We start from the raw sequence: 18,897 nt of genomic DNA, 5'->3' as shown, positions 1-18,897 counted from the left end.
CGGCGGGGCGCGGGCCCGTCCGGGCCGCCCGGTCGGCGTCGGACCACGGCTCCGGGCGCCCCGGCCCGGCGGCGGCCCTCCCCGGTCCGGTCCGCCCCGGTCCGTCACCCGCCTTGCGGGACCGGCTCACCCGCAGGAGTGTGAAACCTGATCGACTCCGCGGGTTGACGACGATGGTCTTGGCAAGGGCTCCGCGGGGGCTTACGTTCGTGCCTCTGGCGCCTGCTCTACGGGCGTAGAGGCTCTGACGGTCGCGTCGAAGGAGCAGCTCATGGCCAACGTCGTCCGCGCCGCTCTGGTCCAGGCCACCTGGACCGGCGACACCGAGTCCATGGTGGCGAAACACGAGGAGCACGCCCGGGAGGCGGCCCGCCGGGGAGCGCGGGTCATCGGCTTCCAGGAGGTCTTCAACGCCCCCTACTTCTGTCAGGTCCAGGAGCCGGAGCACTACCGCTGGGCCGAGCCCGTCCCCGACGGCCCCACGGTGCGCCGGATGCGGGCCCTCGCCCGCGAGACCGGCATGGTGATCGTCGCCCCGGTCTTCGAGGTCGAGCAGTCCGGCTTCTACTACAACACCGCCGCCGTGATCGACGCCGACGGCGGCTACCTCGGCAAGTACCGCAAGCACCACATCCCGCAGGTCGCCGGCTTCTGGGAGAAGTACTACTTCCGGCCCGGCAACCTGGGCTGGCCCGTCTTCGACACCGCCGTCGGCAAGGTCGGCGTCTACATCTGCTACGACCGGCACTTCCCCGAGGGGTGGCGCCAACTCGGACTCAACGGAGCCCAGTTGGTATACAACCCGTCGGCCACCCACCGTGGTCTCTCCGCCCACCTGTGGCAGCTGGAGCAGCCCGCCGCGGCCGTCGCCAACGAGTACTTCGTCGCCGCCATCAACCGGGTCGGACAGGAGGAGTACGGCGACAACGACTTCTACGGGACCTCGTACTTCGTCGATCCGCGCGGGCAGTTCGTCGGCGACCCGGCCGGTGACAAGGACGAGGAACTCCTCGTCCGCGACCTGGACTTCGGCCTGATCGAGGACGTGCGGCAGCAGTGGGCCTTCTACCGCGACCGCCGCCCCGACGCCTACGAAGGGCTGGTGCGGCCATGACCGACCTCTACTCCCGGCACCGCCGGGTCATGCCCGACTGGCTCGCCCTCTACTACGACGACCCCATCGAGATCACCCACGGCGAGGGACGCCACGTCTGGGACTCCACGGGCCGCAGATACCTGGACTTCTTCGGCGGCATCCTCACCACCATGACCGCGCACGCGCTGCCCGAGGTGACCAAGGCGGTCACCGAGCAGGCCGGCCGGATCGTCCACTCCTCCACCCTCTACCTCAACCGGCCGATGGTCGAACTCGCCGAGCGCATCGCCCAGGTGAGCGGCATCCCGGACGCCCGGGTGTTCTTCACGTCCTCCGGCACCGAGGCCAACGACACCGCGCTGCTGCTCGCCACCGCCCACCGGCGCAGCAACACCGTGCTGGCCATGCGCAACAGCTACCACGGCCGCTCCTTCGGCGCGGTCGGCATCACCGGCAACCGCGGCTGGTCCCCGACCTCCCTGTCCCCGGTGCAGACCCTGTACGTACACGGCAGCGTGCGCACCCGGGGCCCGTTCGCCCACCTCGACGACCAGGCGTTCACCGACGCCTGCGTCGCCGACCTCAGGGACCTCCTCGGCCACATCCGGCTGCCGGCCGCGCTGATCGCCGAACCGGTGCAGGGCGTCGGCGGGTTCACCTCGCCGCCCGACGGCCTGTTCGCCGCCTTCCGCGAGGTGCTCGGCGCCCAGGGCATCCTGTGGATCGCCGACGAGGTGCAGACCGGCTGGGGCCGCACCGGCGACCACTTCTGGGGCTGGCAGGCGCACGCCGGCAGCGGCCCGCCGGACATCGTCACCTTCGCCAAGGGCATCGGCAACGGTGCCTCCATCGGCGGGGTGATCGCCCGCGCCGAGATCATGAACTGCCTCGACGCCCACAGCATCTCCACCTTCGGCGGCACCCAGCTCACGATGGCCGCGGGCCTCGCCAACCTCACCTACCTCCTGGAACACGACCTCCAGGGCAACGCCCGGCGCGTCGGCGGGCTGCTCATCGAGCGGCTGCGGGCCGCCGCCGCCCGGCTGCCCGGCGTACGGGAGGTACGCGGACGCGGGCTGATGATCGGTGTCGAACTGGTCGAGCCGGGCACGGACGACGCCGACCCGCGGGCCGCCGCGGCCGTCCTGGAGGCGGCCCGGGAGGGCGGGCTGCTCATCGGCAAGGGCGGCGGACACGACACCAGCGCCCTGCGGATCGCCCCGCCGCTGTCACTGACCGTCGCCGAGGCCGAGGAGGGCGCGGCGATCCTGGAACGCGCGCTGCGCGACACGTACGGCAGCGGCTGAGGCGCGCGCCCCGAACCGTCCGGGAGCCGCACGCCGGAGCCGGTGCGCACCGCCCGCACCGGCTGGTCGCGAGAGCGGACCCCCGGCCGGCACCCGCACCCGGCGGGGCCCCGCGAGGTCCGCGACCGCCGACGGCTCCACCGCGCCCGGGGCCCGCCAACCGCCGGCCGCGCCCCGGCCACACCGTTCACCCTGGTCATCCCGGGAGGAGAGGGACCATGAGCAGCCGCACCGTCATCCGTGGCGGACTCGTCGTCACCGCGTCGGACGAGATGCACGCCGACGTCCTGATCGAGGACGGCCGCGTCGCCGCCCTCGCCGCCACCGGCACCCCCGCCGCCGGGGCGTTCACCGCCGGGGCGTTCACCGAGGAGCCGGGCGGGACGGGGACCCCGCCCGGCGGGTGGGGGAGGGTCATCGACGCCACCGGGAAGTACGTCCTCCCGGGCGGCGTCGACGGCCACACCCACATGGAGATGCCGTTCGGCGGCACCACCGCCGCGGACACCTTCGAGACCGGCACCCGCGCCGCGGCCTGGGGCGGCACGACGACCATCGTGGACTTCGCCGTGCAGAGCGTCGGCCGCTCCCTGCGCGAGGGTCTGGACGCCTGGCACGCCAAGGCCGAGGGCAACTGCGCGATCGACTACGCCTTCCACATGATCGTCTCCGATGTGCGCCAGGAGACGCTGAAGGAGATGGACCTGCTGGTGGAGGAGGGCGTCACCTCCTTCAAGCAGTTCATGGCCTACCCCGGCGTCTTCTACAGCGACGACGGGCAGATCCTCCGCGCCATGCAGCGCGCCGCGGACAACGGCGGACTGATCATGATGCACGCCGAGAACGGCATCGCCATCGACGTGCTGGTCGAACAGGCCCTGGCCCGCGGCGAGACGGACCCCCGCCACCACGGCGAGGTCCGCAAGGCCCTGCTGGAGGCCGAGGCCACCCACCGCGCGATCCGGCTCGCCCAGGTCGCCGGCGCCCCGCTCTACGTCGTGCACGTCTCCGCCAGGGAGGCGGTGGCCGAACTGGTCCGCGCCCGCAATGAGGGCGCACACGTCTTCGGCGAGACCTGCCCGCAGTACCTGTTCCTGTCCACCGACAACCTCGCCGAACCCGGCTTCGAGGGCGCCAAGTACGTCTGCTCCACGCCCCTGCGGCCCAAGGAGCACCAGGCCGCCCTGTGGCAGGGGCTGCGCACCAACGACCTCCAGGTCGTCTCCACCGACCACTGCCCCTTCTGCTTCACGGGCCAGAAGGACCTCGGCCGTGGCGACTTCTCCAAGATCCCCAACGGCCTGCCGGGCGTCGAGAACCGCATGGACCTGCTCCACCAGGCCGTCGTGGAGGGCCGCATCTCACGCCGCCGCTGGATCGAGATCGCCTGCGCCACCCCGGCCCGCATGTTCGGCCTCTATCCGAAGAAGGGCACCATCGCCCCGGGCGCGGACGCGGACATCGTCATCTACGACCCGCACGCCGAACAGGTGCTGTCCGCCGCGACCCACCACATGAACGTGGACTACTCGGCGTACGAGGGCCGGCGCGTCACCGGCCGGGTCGAGACGGTCCTCTCGCGCGGCGAACCCGTCATCGACCGGAGGGAGTACACCGGCCGCGCCGGACACGGCGTCTACACCCCGCGCTCCACCTGCCAGTACCTGAACTAGGAGCGGTGCCCATGGACTTCGGACTCGTCCTGCAAACCGACCCGCCCGCCTCCCGCGTCGTCAGCCTGATGCGACGGGCCGAACGCAACGGCTTCCGCTACGGCTGGACCTTCGACTCCGCCGTGCTCTGGCAGGAGCCGTTCGTGATCCACAGCCAGATCCTGGCGAACACCCGGGAACTGAAGGTCGGCCCGATGGTCACCAACCCGGGCACCCGCACCTGGGAGGTCACCGCCTCCACCTTCGCCACCCTCAACGACATGTTCGGCAACCGCACCGTCTGCGGCATCGGCCGCGGCGACTCCGCGATGCGCGTCGCCGGCCGCAGACCCGAGACCCTCGCCCGGATCAGCGGGGCCATGAAGGTCATCCGCGCCCTCGCCCGCGGCGAGGAAGCCGACGTCGGCGGCACCAGGATCCGCTTCCCCTGGGTCCGGGAGGGCGCCGAACTCCCCGTCTGGATGGCCGCGTACGGCCCCAGGGCGCTGAAGCTGACCGGTGAGGAGGCGGACGGGTTCATCCTCCAGCTCGCCGACCTGTACCTGACCGAGTACATGGTGAGGGCCGTCAGGGACGCGGCGGCCGCCGCCGGCCGGGACCCGTCCGAGGTGACCGTCTGCGTCGCCGCCCCCGCCTACGTCACCGAGGACGACTCGCCCGCGGCCCTCGCGCACGCCCGCGACCAGTGCCGCTGGTTCGGCGGCATGGTCGGCAACCACGTCGCCGACCTGGTCGCCAGATACGGCGCGCACTCCGCCCGGATCCCCGCGGAACTCACCGACTACATCGCGGCCCGGCAGGGCTACGACTACGCCCACCACGGGCGCAGCGACAACCCGGACACCGCGTTCGTGCCCGACGAGATCGTGGACCGGTTCTGCGTCATCGGCCCGGTCGAGCGGCACGTCGAGAAACTGACCGCGCTCCGCGCCCTGGGCGTCGACCAGTTCGCGGTGTACGACATGCACGACGCGCAGGAGGCGACGATCGACGCCTACGGCAGCCGCGTCATCCCCGCCGTCAACTCCTGACCGCCTCCCCGCGCTCCGCCCCCCGTTCTCCCCTCCCCGCCGTCCCGGGGAGGGGACCGCTGCCCCCGCCGTCCCGGGAGGGCCGGTGCCCCCGCCGTCCCACCGGCCGCGCGACCGCCGGGCGCCCGTGCGCCTGCGTCCTCGTCCCGTCGCCCCGGGCCGGGCGGAAACCGGCCGGTAGCCGGGCGTTGTCCGGCAGGATGCCGGTGAGCCGCTCCGGACCCGCCCGGCGGATCGCGCGAGCGGGCACCATGGCGGCGGGAGGGGATGACGCATGAGCGAAGCCGGGACCGCGCCCGCTGCCGACCGCACCACCGCCGCGCTCGCCCGCGCGGACGGGTTGTCCGTACCGCTCGAACCGGACGCGTACCAGGGGCTACGCGGGCCGGACCTGGACGCCCTGACGGACGAACTGGAGTCGGCCCTGCGGGAGCCGGCCCGGGACCGGGACGCGTCCGGCACCACCGCGCGGATCGCGGCGCGGCTCGGCCGCTGCCGCGCCGTGCGGTTCCTGCTGACCGGCGACCCGGCCGACCGGGAGCGGGCGCTGTCGCTGCTGGAGGAGGCCCGCACCTCGGCCGTGCTCGGCGAGAAGGACCGGGAGGCCGCGTACCGGGACCTGGTGGCGCTGGTCGGGTCCCGGCTGGTGCGGCTCAGCCGCGACGTCACGGCGGGGCCCGGGAACCAGTGGACCGTCGACCGGCTCATGTCCCTCGTCACACACGGCACCCCCGCCGCCGAGGGCGGCACGGGCGTGGTGGAGGACAGCGAGCTGCTCGTCCGGCTGCTGCTGGCGCGCGAGCACCCGGACATGCCCCCGCACCTGCGCGACCAGCTCCTGGCGTTCGCCGGCATGACCGACGCGCTCAAGTCCGGTGACACCGGTGCCCTCGTCCGCCGGGGCCGCGGACTGCTCGACACCATGGCCGGCCCGGCGGTGCCGCAGCCGCTGGGCACCCTGCTGACGATGATGCTCGACCAGATGACGGACGCCGCCACGCTCCCGGACCGGCCCGGGGAGCCGGACACCGAGCCGGCCGGTGCCGCCGACGTCTCTGCGGAGATCCGCGACACCATGACCCGGTTCCTGGCCATGGCCGAGGTGATGTCACCCGGGATCGTCACACCGCGGAACATGTCCGGGCTGCTCGCCGAGCTGACGGGCGAGCAGGGCCCCGCCGCGGGCCGGCAGGGCCGCGCCCCCCTGCCGTCCCGGCTGGTCGCCGCCCTCGTGCACGTCGCCCTCGCCACCCGCACCGGTGACATGGAGGGCTTCCGCGAGGCACTCCGGCTGATGCGCGAGGCGTCCGCCGACGGCGAGTTCGACGAGGACCTCCACGGCGAATGGCTGCGCACCATCGTGCCCGGACTGCTCCTCGGGGCCGCCCTCACCGGCGGCAGCCTCCAGGACGAGGACATGGCCCGCGACCTGTTCGAGGAGCAGTGGTGGGACGGCGACCCCACCAGCGTCACCTCCGTCAACCTGCGCCTGTGCGGCCAGACCGTGAAGTGCCTGACCCGGCTGACCGACGCCCTGGACCGGGGCGACGCCGAGGCCGTCGACGACGTCATCGACGCGCTGTGCGAACTGGAACTGGACGAGACCTACGACCGCGCCGAGGAATGGACCGGCGCCCTGACCGGCTTCGTCCTCGGCGTCGCCTACCTCGGCGGTGTCGTCCTCGCCACCACGGCGGACGACCGGACCGAGCACCTGCGCGCGGCCGTGCACCATCTCCGGCGGGCCGTGGAGACCTCGGTGCGCATGCCCGTCCTGCGCAGCCTCCTCGACATCACCTGGGCCCCGCTGATCACCCTGACCGCGATCGCCGAGTCGGACCCGAGCCGTATCACCGAGGGCGTCCGGCGTGCCCGGGCCGCCCTGGACGACACCGGTTTCACCTCCGACTTCCGGCCCCGGGCACGCGGCGGCATCGCGATCGCCCTGGACACGCTGCACCTGCTCACCGGTGACGCCGGGGCACTGGACGAGGCCGTCGCCGAGCTGACGCGGGCGCTGGCCGAACTCCCCGACGGCGGCCCCGGCGGCGCCGGGCTCACCTGGGACCTGGCCGCGCTGCGCGCCAAGCGGGCCGGCCTCCGGCCGGGGACCCCGGAGGCCGGGGCCGACCTGCGGGCCGCGGTCGGCCTGGCCCGCACCTCGCTGCGGCACTCCGCCGACGACGTCCTGCTCCAGCAAGGTGTCGGCCGCGGCCTGCGCATCGCCCGCGCGGCGGCCGACCGGGGCCGCGCGGCGGCCTTCTGGGCGCTGCGCGCCGGACGCGCCGAGGAGGCGATCGCCTGCCTGGAGGCCGGCCGTTCGCTGGTGCTCGGGGCGGCGGCCGTCTCCGCGGGCGTGGCCGACCGGCTGGCGGCCCTCGGTGAGCGGGAGCTGGCCGAACGCTGGCGGTCCGCCGCCGGCCCCGCCGGGGAACGCGGCGACGACCGCTCCCTGCTGGAACTCTCCGCCGACGCCGGCTCCCCGGGCGGCCTGCGGGCCCGCTCCCCGCTGGACGTGCTCGCCGCGGCGGGCGTGGGCGCCGCCGACCTGCCTGGCGACCTGCGGCGCCGCTCGCTGGACCTGCTGCGCGGGCACGGCGGCACCGACGCGCACCCGGTGTCCGCCTCCGTGTCCGATCTGCGCGCCGGACTGCGGGAGTCGGGAGCGGACGCGCTGCTCTACCTGGTGCCCGGCGTCGACGGCCAGGACGGCGCCGTCCTGGTCGTCACCGCCGACGGCCCGGTGGGGGTGCTGTCCCCGCCCGGCCTGACCCCGGGCGGCCGTGGACCCGTCGCCGAGTACCTGGCGGCCGGCGCGGACCGGCAGCGCCTGGAGGCCGCCGGCGATCGGGACGGTGCCGAGCGGGACCGCGCCGAACGGCACTGGCTGCGTGCCCTGGACGGCCTGTGCGCCTGGGCCGGTGACGTACTCGGCCCAGCGCTGGACCACCTCGGCCTGTGGGACCGCGCCCTGACCGAGTCCGGTGTGCGGGACCGCTCGGTCGGCCCCGACCGCTCCGCCGTCCCCGGCCCTCCCGTTGGCGTCGACCGGTCTGCCGTCCCCGGCCGTCCCGCCGTCCCCGGCCGTCCTGCCGTCCCCGGCCGTCCCGCCGTCCAAGACCGTCCCGTTGGCGTCGACCGGTCTGCCGTCCCCGATCGCTCCGCCGTCCCCGGCCGTCCCGCCGCCGTGCGCCTCGTCGTCGTGCCCTGCGGCGACCTGGGCGTCGTGCCCTGGCAGGCGGCGGTCCTGCGGGCGCCCGCCGGGCACGGCGCCCCGCGACCGGTCCGGGCCTGTGAGGTCGCCGTGCTGACCTACGCCGCGTCCGGCCGGGAGTTCCTGCGGGCCGCGGCCCGCGAGCGGATGGCGCTCACCGACCGGCCCGCGCTGGTCTTCCACGGCGCGGACGACCTGGAGTGGGCCGAGGAGGAGATCGACACCCTGGCCGCCGTCCACTACCCGCACGCCGTGGTGCACCGCCCCGACGACGACCCCGCCACCCCGGAGACGGTGCTGGCGCTGCTCGGCGGCCGGGCCGCCGCCCCGGCCTCCCTGGTGCACCTCGCCTGTCACGGACTCGCCGGGCCGGACCCCACCCGGTCGGCCCTGCGGCTGGCCGCGCCGGACCCGGCCGGCGCACCGTCCGCGACCGGCGACCTCACGCTGAGCACCCTGCTGGAGACGCCCGCCGAGGGCGACGCCTTCCGGTCCGCCGGGCCCCTCGTCGTGTGCGGCGGCTGCGAGACGGACCTGACCACCCGCGACCACGACGAGGCGCTGACCGTCACCTCGGTACTGGTGCACCGGCTGGCCGCCGACGCCATCGGCTCCCGGTGGAAGGTCGACGACATGCGCTCCGAACTGCTCATGCTCGTCCTGCACGACGCCCTCACCCGGGGACTCGCGCCACCGGACGCGCTGCGCGCCGCCCAGCGCTGGATGCTCACCCCGCCGGACGAGCGCCCGCCCGTCCCGGCGCTGGAGGGCCTCTCGGCCGCCCGGCGGCTCGCGGAGGACTTCCGCGACCGGCCCGACACCTGGGCGGCCTTCGTCCACCACGGCAACCCGGCACCGGCGGCACCTCCCGCCAGGCCGGAGCAAGGAGAACGCGTATGACCTCGGAGGACCTGCTGAGGCTCCTGGAGAGCCACTGGACCACCGTCAGCACCGGGCTGGACGCGGCCGACCTCCGTCAACTGGCCGGCATCCTGCGGGAGATGCGCGACGAGACGGCCGCCGGGAACACGACGGCCGTCGCCCGTGCCGTACGCCGGCTGAAGCGCACCCTGTCCGCGCTGCCGCCCGGCCACCCGGTGGCCGAGGCGCTCGGCGGCCACCGCTACGCCACCGCCACCCGCGAACTGCCCGCCCTCACCACGATCGACGCGGTGATCGGCGTCCTCGGCACCCCGCCGCCCGACCCCGCCGACCTGCTCCGGACGGCCCGCCGACGGCTGCTCGCCGCCCCCGCGCTGTCCGAGTCCGAGCACGCCGCGCTGACCGGGAGCGGACAGGCACCGCCCGGCGGCCCGGACGCGCCCGCCGCGCTCATCCGGCTGCGCGACCCGGACCACGGCGTCCGCTACCCCCGCTTCCAGTTCCGGCCCGGCACCGCCGAACCCCTGCCGGTCGTCCGCCGGATCAACGTACTGCTGCGCGCGGACCGGGACCCCTGGGGCGCCGCCGGCTGGTGGCTGGGCGGCAACCGGTGGCTGGGCGGCGTCCCCGCCGACCTGCTCGGTGTCCTGCCGGACGACGCGCTGGAACGCGCCGCCGCCGAACTGGTGGGGGCCGTCTGATGGGTCCCCAGATCCCGCCCGAGGGCGTCGCCATGGAGCCGGTGCGCCACATCCTGCCCGCGGGCACCGTGCTGTGGCGGTGCCACGAGGAGCGGTACGCGGCCGGCGAGTTCAACCCGACCGTCGCGCACGAGTTCTTCAAGGGCAGCCGCTTCGATCCCACCGCGAAGGACCCCTACCCCTACCTCTACGCCGCCCTCGACCCGGTCACCGCCCTCAGCGAGGTCCTGCTGCGCTCCGTGGAGTTCGGCGCCGACGGGGTGCGTCTGATCCCCTGGGCACAGGCGTCCCGGTACGTCCTGTCCGCGGTCCGCACGACGGCGGAACTCTCCCTGGTCGACCTGACGACCGCCGAGGCACTGGCCGCCGTCTGGCAGGACGACTGGCTGATCGACACCGAGGAGTACGCCGGCACCCGGTACTGGGTGCGGGTCATCCGCGAACGGTGCGGCGACGCGCAGGGGCTGTGGTGGACGTCCAAGCGCTGCCGGCCGCGCAACGCGCTCCAGCTGTTCCAGGACCGGTGCCCCGACCCGCCCCTCGACCCGCGCCCCGGGCGGTCGCTGAGACTGGCGTCCGCGGACGACGTGCGCGAGGTCAACCGGCTGCTGGCGCCGGTTGGCGCCGTCGTCTCCGTCCCGGAGGAGTGAGCAACCGTAGGCACGGCACCGCCCCGGCCCTCACGCGGAGGGCCGGGGCGGTGCCGTGCCTACGGGCTCAGTGGCGTGGTGCCGGAGCGGGCAGCAGCGGCCAGTCACGGGACAGGCGCATCGCCGACTCGCTGACGGCGGGATCCTTCGCCGCGGTCATCACCCCGTGCAGGTACTCGTGCGCGGCGGCCTCGTGCAGCTCGCGGACCGCGGCGATCCGCGCGTTGGCGGCCTCCCTGCGGTCCCGCTGCCGGGACTCGGCCGTCCTCTGCGCGGCCCGGGCCCGCTCGGTGGCGGCCAGGCTCCGCTCGCGCTCGGCCCGCAGTTCCGCGCGCCGCTCCAGCGAGGTGCGGAAGGCGTCCAGGAACGGGTGTTCCCGGAACAGGCCGAGCAGGAAGCCGACACCGCCCGAGAGCAGCAGCAGGGCGCAGAACAGCCAGGTCACCGTCGTGGTCGTCAGGTGCAGCCGGTCCACCAGCGTCGTCGGGCCGGCCGCGGAGCCGCCGAGCCCGCGGAAGCCCGAGGTGCCGCCGCCGACCGGCGCGGGCGTGTCGTGCTGCATCACGAACCTGGCGCGCAGCGTGCCGAGCAGCCAGGTCAGTCCGCCCCACACGCCCAGCAGGGAGAGCGCGGGGAACCAGCCGCCGCGCGGCGAACCGGTCGCCGTGCGCCACCGCAGCATGTGCCCCGCCAGGTGCGGCAGGATCAGCATGATGACGGCGGACGAGACGGCGAGCGTGCCGGACATCAGGTCGCCGCCGGTGCTGCCGACCCCGTGGAAGGGCTGGTAGGCGACCCAGTAGACCGGCACTTCGACGGCCATGATGACCAGCAGCAGACTCAGGCTCAGCCAGCGGGGCAGCCCGGGGCGGGTCGTCATGCCCTCCCAGCCCTCGGCCGACCCGACGGCTTCGGTCTCCCGCCGGGCGGCACGGTAGTCCTCCCCGAGCGCCGCCGACGGGGTGCCGTCCGGCGCGGCGCCCGCCGTGGGCACCGACTGCCAGTCGTCGCGGTCCGCGCCCTCCTCCTTGCCCGGGGCCTGACCGGTGCCGTCCGCGGGGCCGGTGCCGTCCGCCGCGAGGCCGGGTCCGGTGCCGTCCGGGGCCCGGGTGCGGCCGTCCGCGGGTCCGGCCGGTTCCGGGAAGCGGGCGCGCAGCCAGCGGTCCTCCACCCGTTCGCGCAGCCGGTCCCGGAAACGCAGCCAGCGTGAGGAACGGGTCGCGAGCAGGTTGAGCTGGCGCCGGGCCGCCTCGATGTTCCGGTCGGCCTCCCGCAGCCGTTCGTCCAGCAGCCGGGTCTCGGCCTCGCCCGTGGTCACGTCGGACTCCGCCTGGGCGTCCTGGAGCCGGGCCACCTCCTCCCGCAGCCGCAGCTCCTCCTCGATGCGGGACACCACGGCGTCCCGCAGCGAGGCCAGCTCGGCGAAGTAGGGCAGCCGGTCGCCGCTGTGCAGCACCCACGGGTCCAGTGTCTTCTTCCGCCCGGCCGTCACGCCCCGCTTGCGGGCGTCGGCCATCAGGCCGCCGGTTTCCCAGGTCTCGAGGACCAGGGGCCGGCGGCCGACGAGGCCGGCGGAGCCGGGTCCGGGCCCGGGCCGGGCGGTCTGCTGTCCGGTACGCCTGGGGAACGGCACATACCGGGTGAGCCGCCGTCGGCGCGGACGCGGTCCGTCGGTGCTCGTATCAGTGCTTGTAACGGGTGTCGACATGTGCCTCGGCCCTCCCCTCCAGCGCTTCCGTCCAGAAGGACTCGAAGTCGTCGGCCTCGCTGGGTTTCGCCTTGTACTGCATGCCGAGCCCGACGGGGAAGACCTCCATCCCCTTGATGCCCGGCAGCCCCCGCTTCTTGACGAGGGTGTCGATGACCTTCTTCCGCCCGGCCTCGGTGGTGAGGTCCTGGTGGGACAGGACGAACTCCGGGTCGGCCTGCTGGAAGTCGCTCACGACGAGCAGCTTGGGCGTCGGCCCGTCGCCGGGGAAGCTCTCCCCGATGCGGGCCAGCGCGCCCCACACGTCCGAACCGTTCTGGGTGCGCGCGCACTTGAGTTCGGCGAGCGCCGCGGCGGCCGCCTCTCCCTGGGCACCGGCCCGCTGCGCCTTCTGGTCGGTGTTCGCCTCGTGCGGCGGGTCGAGGTCCACCTGGCGCTGCCGGCAGGAGGAACTGCGCGAGGAACGGGTGATGGGCGCGTAGTCGACGGTTCCGCACTTCTGGTCGGCGAGGAACTCGATGAGGCTGTCCTTGAGCTTGGCCTCCGAGTCGAACCCCTCCTTCACCGCGGCGGCGGACCCGGAACCGTCGACGACCACCCCGCAGGGCGTGGTGAGGGCCTCCTCCTGCTTGGTGCAGGACACGAGGGCGGAGAGCGCGCACACCAGCGGGACGACGACGGCGAACCGGCGGGCGGCGCGGACGGTGGACCGGTGACCGGTCCGGACCGAGTGATGCACGATGACGTTCCCTGGCCTTCCTGGGATACGGGGAGCGGGGAAACGGCGGACGCGGAGCGGGGCGGGCGGGGTCATCGCCCGCGCGCACCGCTCGCGACGCCGCCGCGCGCCGCCTGGTGGTCGAGGATGTGCAGCGCCTGCGCCACGGCCGACGGGTCGGTGTTCCGGCCGGCCGGCCCCGTGCCGTACCAGCGGTCGGTGAGCAGGCCGTCGTCCAGTTGGGCCCAGGTGGCGTCCAGGGCGACCGCGCCGGGCAGCCAGCCCGTGGGCCGCGCCCCGTCGACACGGCCGTCACGCCGGGTGCGCGCCCAGGCGCCGTCCCAGTAGCAGGCCAGCAACTGGTTCGCCTCGTCGCCGAGTTGCTGGGCCTGCTGGCGGCACACGGAGGCGGCCGAGCGCCACTCGCCGACCATCTGCCCGAACCGGGCGAGCGCGGCCGGCGCGGGTTCGTCGCGCACGGTGTACTGGGTCACCACCCGCACCGACTCGGCCTGGATCCGCACGAGCAGCGCGCGGTGCGCCGAGAGGGTGCGGGAACGCAGCCGCGCGGTACCGCGCCGCACCTGCGCGTGCAGGCCCAGCACGTAGGGCGGGAGGGCGGTGTCGTCGTCCGGAGTGCCGCCCGCCGCCGCGTCCGTGAGAAATTCCAGGAGACCGGCCGCGTCCCGGCGGCCGTGAAAACGGGCACGTGCGGAAGACAGCCGTCCGGCTTTCAGTCGTCGGACCCGGACATTTATTCGAGCTTTGTTGATCATTTTTGAAGAGCCCCCATTCGTCGCGGGCGGTCCGGGTGGGAAGGCGCCGCGATGGGGGAAGAGTAGCGGAGCGAAACCCCTTGCGGACCCGGCGTTCCGAGGGGAACCGATCATTCTTCGCGGGGTTCCGGAAAACAACCGGATCCCGCCCGGCGGACACCCGGAGATAAGCCTTCCGGCAATTGCGGGCCGCCCTCGGCACGCTGGATACTCCAAGCCGGTAAGAGGAGGAGACGCCGTGGAAATGCGCCTCGACGGGACGCACTACCCGTTGGAAACACTGGGCCCGGGAAAACGGCTCGGCATCTGGTTCCAGGGCTGCTCGCTGGCCTGCGCCGGCTGCATGTCCCGGCACACCTGGGACCCGGAGGCGGGGACGTCCACCACGGTCTCCGAGGTGCTCGCGCTGTGGCGGCGGGCCCTCGCCGAAGGCGCCGACGGCCTCACCGTCAGCGGCGGAGAGCCGTTGCAGCAGGCGGCGGCGCTCGCGGAACTCCTCACCGGTGCGGCACGCCTGCGGGACGGGGCCCGGCGCCACGAGGGGAGCGCCGGACCCCGCCCCGCCGACCTGCTGGTGTACACCGGGTACGAGACCGAGGAACTGACCTCGCGCCGGTGGGCCGCCCTCGGCGGCGCGGACGCCGTGATCACCGGCCGGTACCGGGTGGCGGAGCCCACCCGGCTGGCCTGGCGCGGCTCGGCCAACCAGCGGATCTTCCCGCTGACCCCGCTGGGCGCCGCCCGCTACGCCCCCCACCTCCGTCGGGAGACACCGGGCCCGCGCCTCCAGGTCGTCCCGGGCGCGGACGGGGGGCTGCGCCTGCACGGCGTTCCGCTGCCCGGTGAACTGAACGCACTGGAGCGCCGGTTGCGGCAGGACGGGGTGACCCTCAGCGAGCGGAGCTGGCGGCCGTGAGCAGCCGGGCGTGGCTCTCCTCCGGCGTGACCAGCAGCACCGACCAGGAGGGATCCCGGCGCAACTCCTCCCGGACCGCGTCCAGCAGCCGCCGGGCCACCGTCTCGACGGGCAGGCCGCCCCGGCCCGAGCCCAGCAGCGGAAAGCAGATCGAGGACATCGGCAGAGAGAGGAACTCGCTCTCGTGGCGGGCCAGTTCGAACGACCTGCGCACCACCTCGCCCAGCACGGCGGGGGACACGTGATAGCGGTCGCCGTCCCCGACCGGGGTGGCGATCGCCGCGTGGTGGATGCGCCGCACGCCCTGGGCGGCCAGGGCACCGGACGACGTGGGGACGACCGTGCCCGGCCGCACGGGCAGGCCCGTCCTGCCGTGCGTCCGCAGCCAGACGCCCAACTCCCGGGCGAGGACGTCGTCGACGATCTCGCCGGCGGCGTCCCGCAGCGCGGCGGCCCGCCGCAGCGCGCCGGAGACCGTGGGACGGAACGTCTTGGACATCTCCAGGTAGGTGTTCTCCGAGGAGACCAGGACGTCCACGTCCCGCACCTCCTCGATCGGGCAGACCCGGACGGTGATCCGGCCCGCCGGGGCGGCGGTCGCCGGCCGGACGCCCGGGCGGGCCGGGCGGCGCGGCGGCACGGCGGCGGAGGGCGCGTCCGACGGCAAGACCCCCGGCCCGGACGCCGCCGGCTCCGCCACCACGTCGACCTGTGGGCCGGCGGGCCGGTCGGCGCCCGCCTCCCGGGCCACGGCCAGCAGCGCCGCCGCGAGTTCGGCGATGACGTCGCGCTCCTGGCTCTTGCGGAACCGCTCGGTGGTCACGCCGTAGACGGCCGCCGCGGCCTTGCGTCGGTCGGTCCCCGGAACCCCGCGGCGCGCGGCGAAGATCCCGAACGAGTGCGCGGCGGCACGCGCCAGCGGATCGCAGGAGTCGTCGTCCCGCACCGGGCGCCCGCCGGCCAGCCGCCGCGCCGCCGCGCCGAGCAGTTCCTCGATGCCGGTCTGCTCGTCCTCCGGTCCGGCGCTCAGCCCGGCCGCGACGGCGGTCTGGCGCAGCGCGTCCCTGGTGCAGTGGCGCAGCCCGGGCAGGCCGCGACGCCTCAGTTCCCTGAGTTCGGCCACGAGGCTCTCGTGCGAGGGCAGGGGGTGCATGCTGCGCATCGTAGCCCCGGCCGGGGACCGGCTGAAGATCTGGGAAACCGCCCCTCACCCGACGGGAACCGGGATATGTTCGTCGCCCCGCGGCCCGCGCGCCCGGCCGGTGCGACCCGCTCCACGGCCTCCCGGTCCATCCAGCGCGCCTCCCGGAAGGCCGGAAGATGACGACCACGCCGCCCACCCGATTCGTCGACTCCGCGGACGGGGGCTTCACCAACGCCCGGGTCAGGGAGACCCGTCCGGTCCTCGCCGAGGTGCCCCGCGATCTGGCGGACCGCTTCCTGCTCGTCGCCGTCCTCTCCGAGGCGCGCAGGCCGGCCGAGGCCGTCGTGCTGCGCGTCCGTGACCTGACGGCACGTCACGGCATGGCGGAGATACCCCTGGTCCTCAAGTGGTACCACCGGCTGCACGCCCCGGACCCGGAGGTGGAGCGGGAGCTGCGCGAGCTGGGCGCGGCCCCGGCTCCCCACCTGGAACGCCTCCTGGAGACCGGTGACGCGCACGGGCACCCCTGGCACCTGTACTGGTCGCACGGCGAGGAGACCCTGGAGCGGTACCACGAGGACCACCGCGACGGCCTGCGCCCCGACGCCGTCCACGCCGTGGTGCGCCAGCTCTGCGACGCCGTCACCGCCCTGCACGAACGGGGCGTGGTGCACCGGGACATCACCCCCGACAACATCATGGTGCAGAGCCGCCGCGGGGACACCGCCGACCTCGTCCTCGTCGACTTCGGCGCCGCCGCCCACCGCCCCGACGAGGCGCTGGAACCCCGGACCGACTGGCGCGGCAAGCCCCTGTACCTCGCCCCGGAGGCCGGGCTGCTCCGGCAGACCGTCTCCGAGGCGGGCGACTGGTGGTCGGTCGGCATGGTCACCGCCCAACTCGCCCTCGGCCGGCACCCCGTCGAGTTCCGCCGGGACGAGGAGGTGCTCGCCGAGATCGCCACCCACGACCCCGACGTCAGCGGCATCACCGACCGCAGGACCCGCGCCCTCTGCGAGGGACTGCTCACCCGGGCCCCCGAACACCGCTGGGGGGCCGGGCAGGTGCGGGACTGGCTGGACGGCCTGGACCCCGACGTCGCCCCGCGCACCGACGGCCGGATCTTCCCCGACGACCCCGCGCGCCCCGCGATCCGGCCCTTCCCGTTCATGGGGCAGGAGTTCACCGGCACCGACCGGCTCGCCCTCCACCTGGACCAGAACCACGTCTCCGCGGCCCGCATGCTGGCCGACGACGCCGACCGGGCCCAGCTCGTGGAGTGGCTGGGCCAGTTCGAGACCGTCGGCGACCGCAGCCCCGAGGAACTGGTCAGGCTCGCGGCCCTGCGCACCGAACTGGCCGGGGCCCCCTCCGTCGCGACCGTCGTACGGCTGCTGAACTGGCTCGGCCCCGGCCTGGACGTCTCCTGGCACGGAGCCCCCCTGGACGCGCTCACCATGCGCCGGCTCTGCGAGGGGGCCCGGCGCGGGCACTCCGACGCGATGGCGCTGATCAGATACCTGGCGGCCCACCCCGAGGTGCTGACCGGTCTCGCGCAGCGGCCACGCGGCCACGGCCTGGACCGGACGGACCACGCGTGGCGCGTCCTGCGCGCCCGGTGGGAGCCCACCGTCCGGGAACTGGCCGCGGGCCGCCGGGAGCGGGCGGCCCTCGCCCGCACCGTCGCGGTGGACGCCTGGCTGCTCCAGCTGGCGCGCGAACCCGAGCGCACCCGGGGACAACTCACCGACCTGCTGGTCCGGCTGCGCGCGCAACTCCCCGAACCGGTGCCGTGGTTCGACGCGCTGCTCGCCGCGCACGACGACGACCTGCGCCTCGTCGCCGCCCTCCGGCTCGCCGACTTCGCGCAACGGGACGCGGGCGCCCTCAGGGCCAGACGGCTGGAGGAGGAGCACGCGCGGCTGCTCGCGGCCGACCAGGACGGCCTGCGGACCGTACTGCGGCGGCTGGACCGCCTGCCCACCCTGGGCTGGGCGCTGCTCGGCGCCACCGTCGTCACCGCGCCCTGGGGCTTCGTCATCGGCCTCGCGGACGTACTGGGCCGCGCCTCCCAGGAGGACGTCGTCACGGCCTGGCTGGAGGCGCTGCCGGCCGCCGCGTTCGTCTTCGTGGTGGAGCTGTGGACCGCCGTGTACATCGGCCCGCCCTTCTACCATCCCACGCGCTCACTGGCGGGCCTGCTGATCCGCAGCGCCGAGCGCCCCGGCCGGCTGGCCCGCACCCGGATCGGCCGCTGGGCCGGGGCGGCACTGCTCGTGCTCGCGGTCGTCCTGGGCTTCTACGCCATCGCCGCCGTGCCGTGGCTGTGGCCGCTCGCCTCGGCCGTCGCCGTCGCCGCGTGGAGTCTCCGCCGCGGCTGGGCCTGGCGCCGCCTGCGCCGAGGCCACCGGCCCCGCCGGGACGGCCACGGCCGCCGGGGGTGGTGGCGGAGGTTCAGGGCACGCCGGGGGACGGCTGACGGTGGCCGCCGGTGGCGCTGGTGGCCGGGGTTCGGGACACGGCGGGAGATGGGCCCGCGTGCGGCACGGACGCGTTTCTGGCGGCGTGAGCCGGGGGCACGGGCGGAGGCGGGCGGCGGTGGCCGCCGGTGGCTGTGGGGTGGGTCCCGGCAGGGAGTGGACCCGAGTGCCGCGGGGACGCGGCCCGGGCGGCGGTCGGCGGTCGGCGGCGGTCGTCCGTGGTGGTGGCCGTGGAGCGGGTCCCAGCAGGGAGAGCCGCCGAGTGCCGCGCGGACGGGGCCGTGGCGGCGTGTGGCCGGGGCACGGGCGGAGGCGGGCGGCGGTGGCCGCCGGTGGCTGTGGGGTGGGTCCCGGCAGGGAGTGGATCCGAGTGCCGCGGGGACGCGGCCCGGGCGGCGGTCGGCGGTCGGCGGCGGTCGTCCGTGGTGGTGGCTGTGGGGTGGCTCCCGGCAGGGAGAGCCGCCGAGTGCCGCGCGGACGGGGCCGTCGCGGCGTGAGCCGGGGGCACGGGCGGAGGCGGGCGGCGCTGGCCGCCGGTGGCGGTGGTGGTGGCGCGCGCGCCGGGCGCGGCCGGGTGCCGGGCACCGGAGCCGGACCGCCC

At 75.2% G+C, this 18,897-nt stretch carries 13 protein-coding genes; 9 read left to right on the top strand and 4 right to left on the bottom strand.

The window, feature by feature from the left end:
• Window positions 1–271 precede the first annotated feature (271 nt).
• The 7 genes from IF37_RS0135225 to IF37_RS0135195 all read left to right on the top strand — a co-directional run bounded on the left by IF37_RS0135225 (window position 272) and on the right by IF37_RS0135195 (window position 10,554).
• Entirely contained in the window at window positions 272–1,114 is an 843-nt protein-coding gene (locus tag IF37_RS0135225) for a nitrilase-related carbon-nitrogen hydrolase (protein WP_030752534.1), read from the top strand.
• On the top strand, window positions 1,111–2,403 hold the full coding sequence (locus IF37_RS0135220; RefSeq protein WP_030752532.1) for an aspartate aminotransferase family protein: 1,293 nt from the start codon (window positions 1,111–1,113) through the stop codon (window positions 2,401–2,403). The genes IF37_RS0135225 and IF37_RS0135220 overlap by 4 nt, the downstream gene beginning before the upstream one ends.
• 218 nt (window positions 2,404–2,621) lie before the next feature.
• Window positions 2,622–4,076, top strand: a complete 1,455-nt coding sequence (gene hydA, locus IF37_RS0135215) for a dihydropyrimidinase (protein WP_030752529.1) — start codon at window positions 2,622–2,624, stop codon at window positions 4,074–4,076.
• Between the two features lie 11 nt (window positions 4,077–4,087).
• The gene (locus IF37_RS0135210; RefSeq protein WP_030752526.1) at window positions 4,088–5,107 is read left to right on the top strand and encodes a TIGR03842 family LLM class F420-dependent oxidoreductase; all 1,020 of its coding nucleotides are present in this window, start codon (window positions 4,088–4,090) and stop codon (window positions 5,105–5,107) included.
• A gap of 274 nt (window positions 5,108–5,381) precedes the next feature.
• On the top strand, window positions 5,382–9,221 hold the full coding sequence (locus tag IF37_RS0135205; protein ID WP_030752523.1) for a CHAT domain-containing protein: 3,840 nt from the start codon (window positions 5,382–5,384) through the stop codon (window positions 9,219–9,221).
• Complete coding sequence (locus IF37_RS40100) at window positions 9,218–9,904, top strand: hypothetical protein (RefSeq protein WP_052845550.1); 687 nt, start codon at window positions 9,218–9,220, stop codon at window positions 9,902–9,904. Before IF37_RS0135205 ends, IF37_RS40100 begins: the two co-directional genes overlap by 4 nt.
• Window positions 9,904–10,554 carry an RES family NAD+ phosphorylase gene (locus IF37_RS0135195; protein ID WP_030752517.1) on the top strand — a complete coding sequence of 217 codons (651 nt, stop codon included), beginning with the start codon at window positions 9,904–9,906 and terminating at the stop codon, window positions 10,552–10,554. Before IF37_RS40100 ends, IF37_RS0135195 begins: the two co-directional genes overlap by 1 nt.
• A 67-nt stretch (window positions 10,555–10,621) precedes the next feature.
• Here IF37_RS0135195 and IF37_RS0135190 read toward each other — a convergent pair whose 3' ends face one another.
• From IF37_RS0135190 to IF37_RS0135180, 3 genes are all read right to left on the bottom strand, one after another.
• Window positions 10,622–12,187: a WVD2 family protein gene (locus IF37_RS0135190; RefSeq protein ID WP_052845549.1), complete on the bottom strand. Its 1,566-nt coding sequence runs from the start codon at window positions 12,185–12,187 to the stop codon at window positions 10,622–10,624.
• Window positions 12,188–12,236: 49 nt separating this feature from the next.
• Window positions 12,237–13,001, bottom strand: a complete 765-nt coding sequence (locus IF37_RS0135185) for a hypothetical protein (RefSeq protein ID WP_052845548.1) — start codon at window positions 12,999–13,001, stop codon at window positions 12,237–12,239.
• A gap of 71 nt (window positions 13,002–13,072) precedes the next feature.
• Window positions 13,073–13,756 carry a hypothetical protein gene (locus IF37_RS0135180; RefSeq protein WP_158727439.1) on the bottom strand — a complete coding sequence of 228 codons (684 nt, stop codon included), beginning with the start codon at window positions 13,754–13,756 and terminating at the stop codon, window positions 13,073–13,075.
• 244 nt (window positions 13,757–14,000) lie between these two features.
• Between IF37_RS0135180 and IF37_RS0135175 the strand changes: the two genes are divergently transcribed.
• Window positions 14,001–14,672, top strand: coding sequence for a 4Fe-4S single cluster domain-containing protein (locus tag IF37_RS0135175; protein WP_052845546.1), 672 nt, complete (start codon window positions 14,001–14,003; stop codon window positions 14,670–14,672).
• Here the strand turns inward: IF37_RS0135175 and IF37_RS0135170 are convergent.
• Window positions 14,647–15,825, bottom strand: a complete 1,179-nt coding sequence (locus tag IF37_RS0135170) for a macro domain-containing protein (RefSeq protein ID WP_037857858.1) — start codon at window positions 15,823–15,825, stop codon at window positions 14,647–14,649. The two genes, IF37_RS0135175 and IF37_RS0135170, sit on opposite strands and share 26 nt — an antisense overlap.
• 167 nt (window positions 15,826–15,992) lie before the next feature.
• Here IF37_RS0135170 and IF37_RS0135165 point away from each other — a divergent pair.
• Window positions 15,993–18,897, top strand: a 2,905-nt coding sequence (locus IF37_RS0135165) for a protein kinase (protein ID WP_052845545.1), incomplete at its 3' end; no start/stop codon positions are given.

It is taken from the genome of Streptomyces sp. NRRL S-31 (genome assembly GCF_000718775.1).
In the GTDB taxonomy this organism is placed as follows: domain Bacteria; phylum Actinomycetota; class Actinomycetes; order Streptomycetales; family Streptomycetaceae; genus Streptomyces.
The sequence above is the reverse complement of the archived record's forward strand: the minus strand, read 5'-3'. Positions and strand labels throughout refer to the sequence as shown.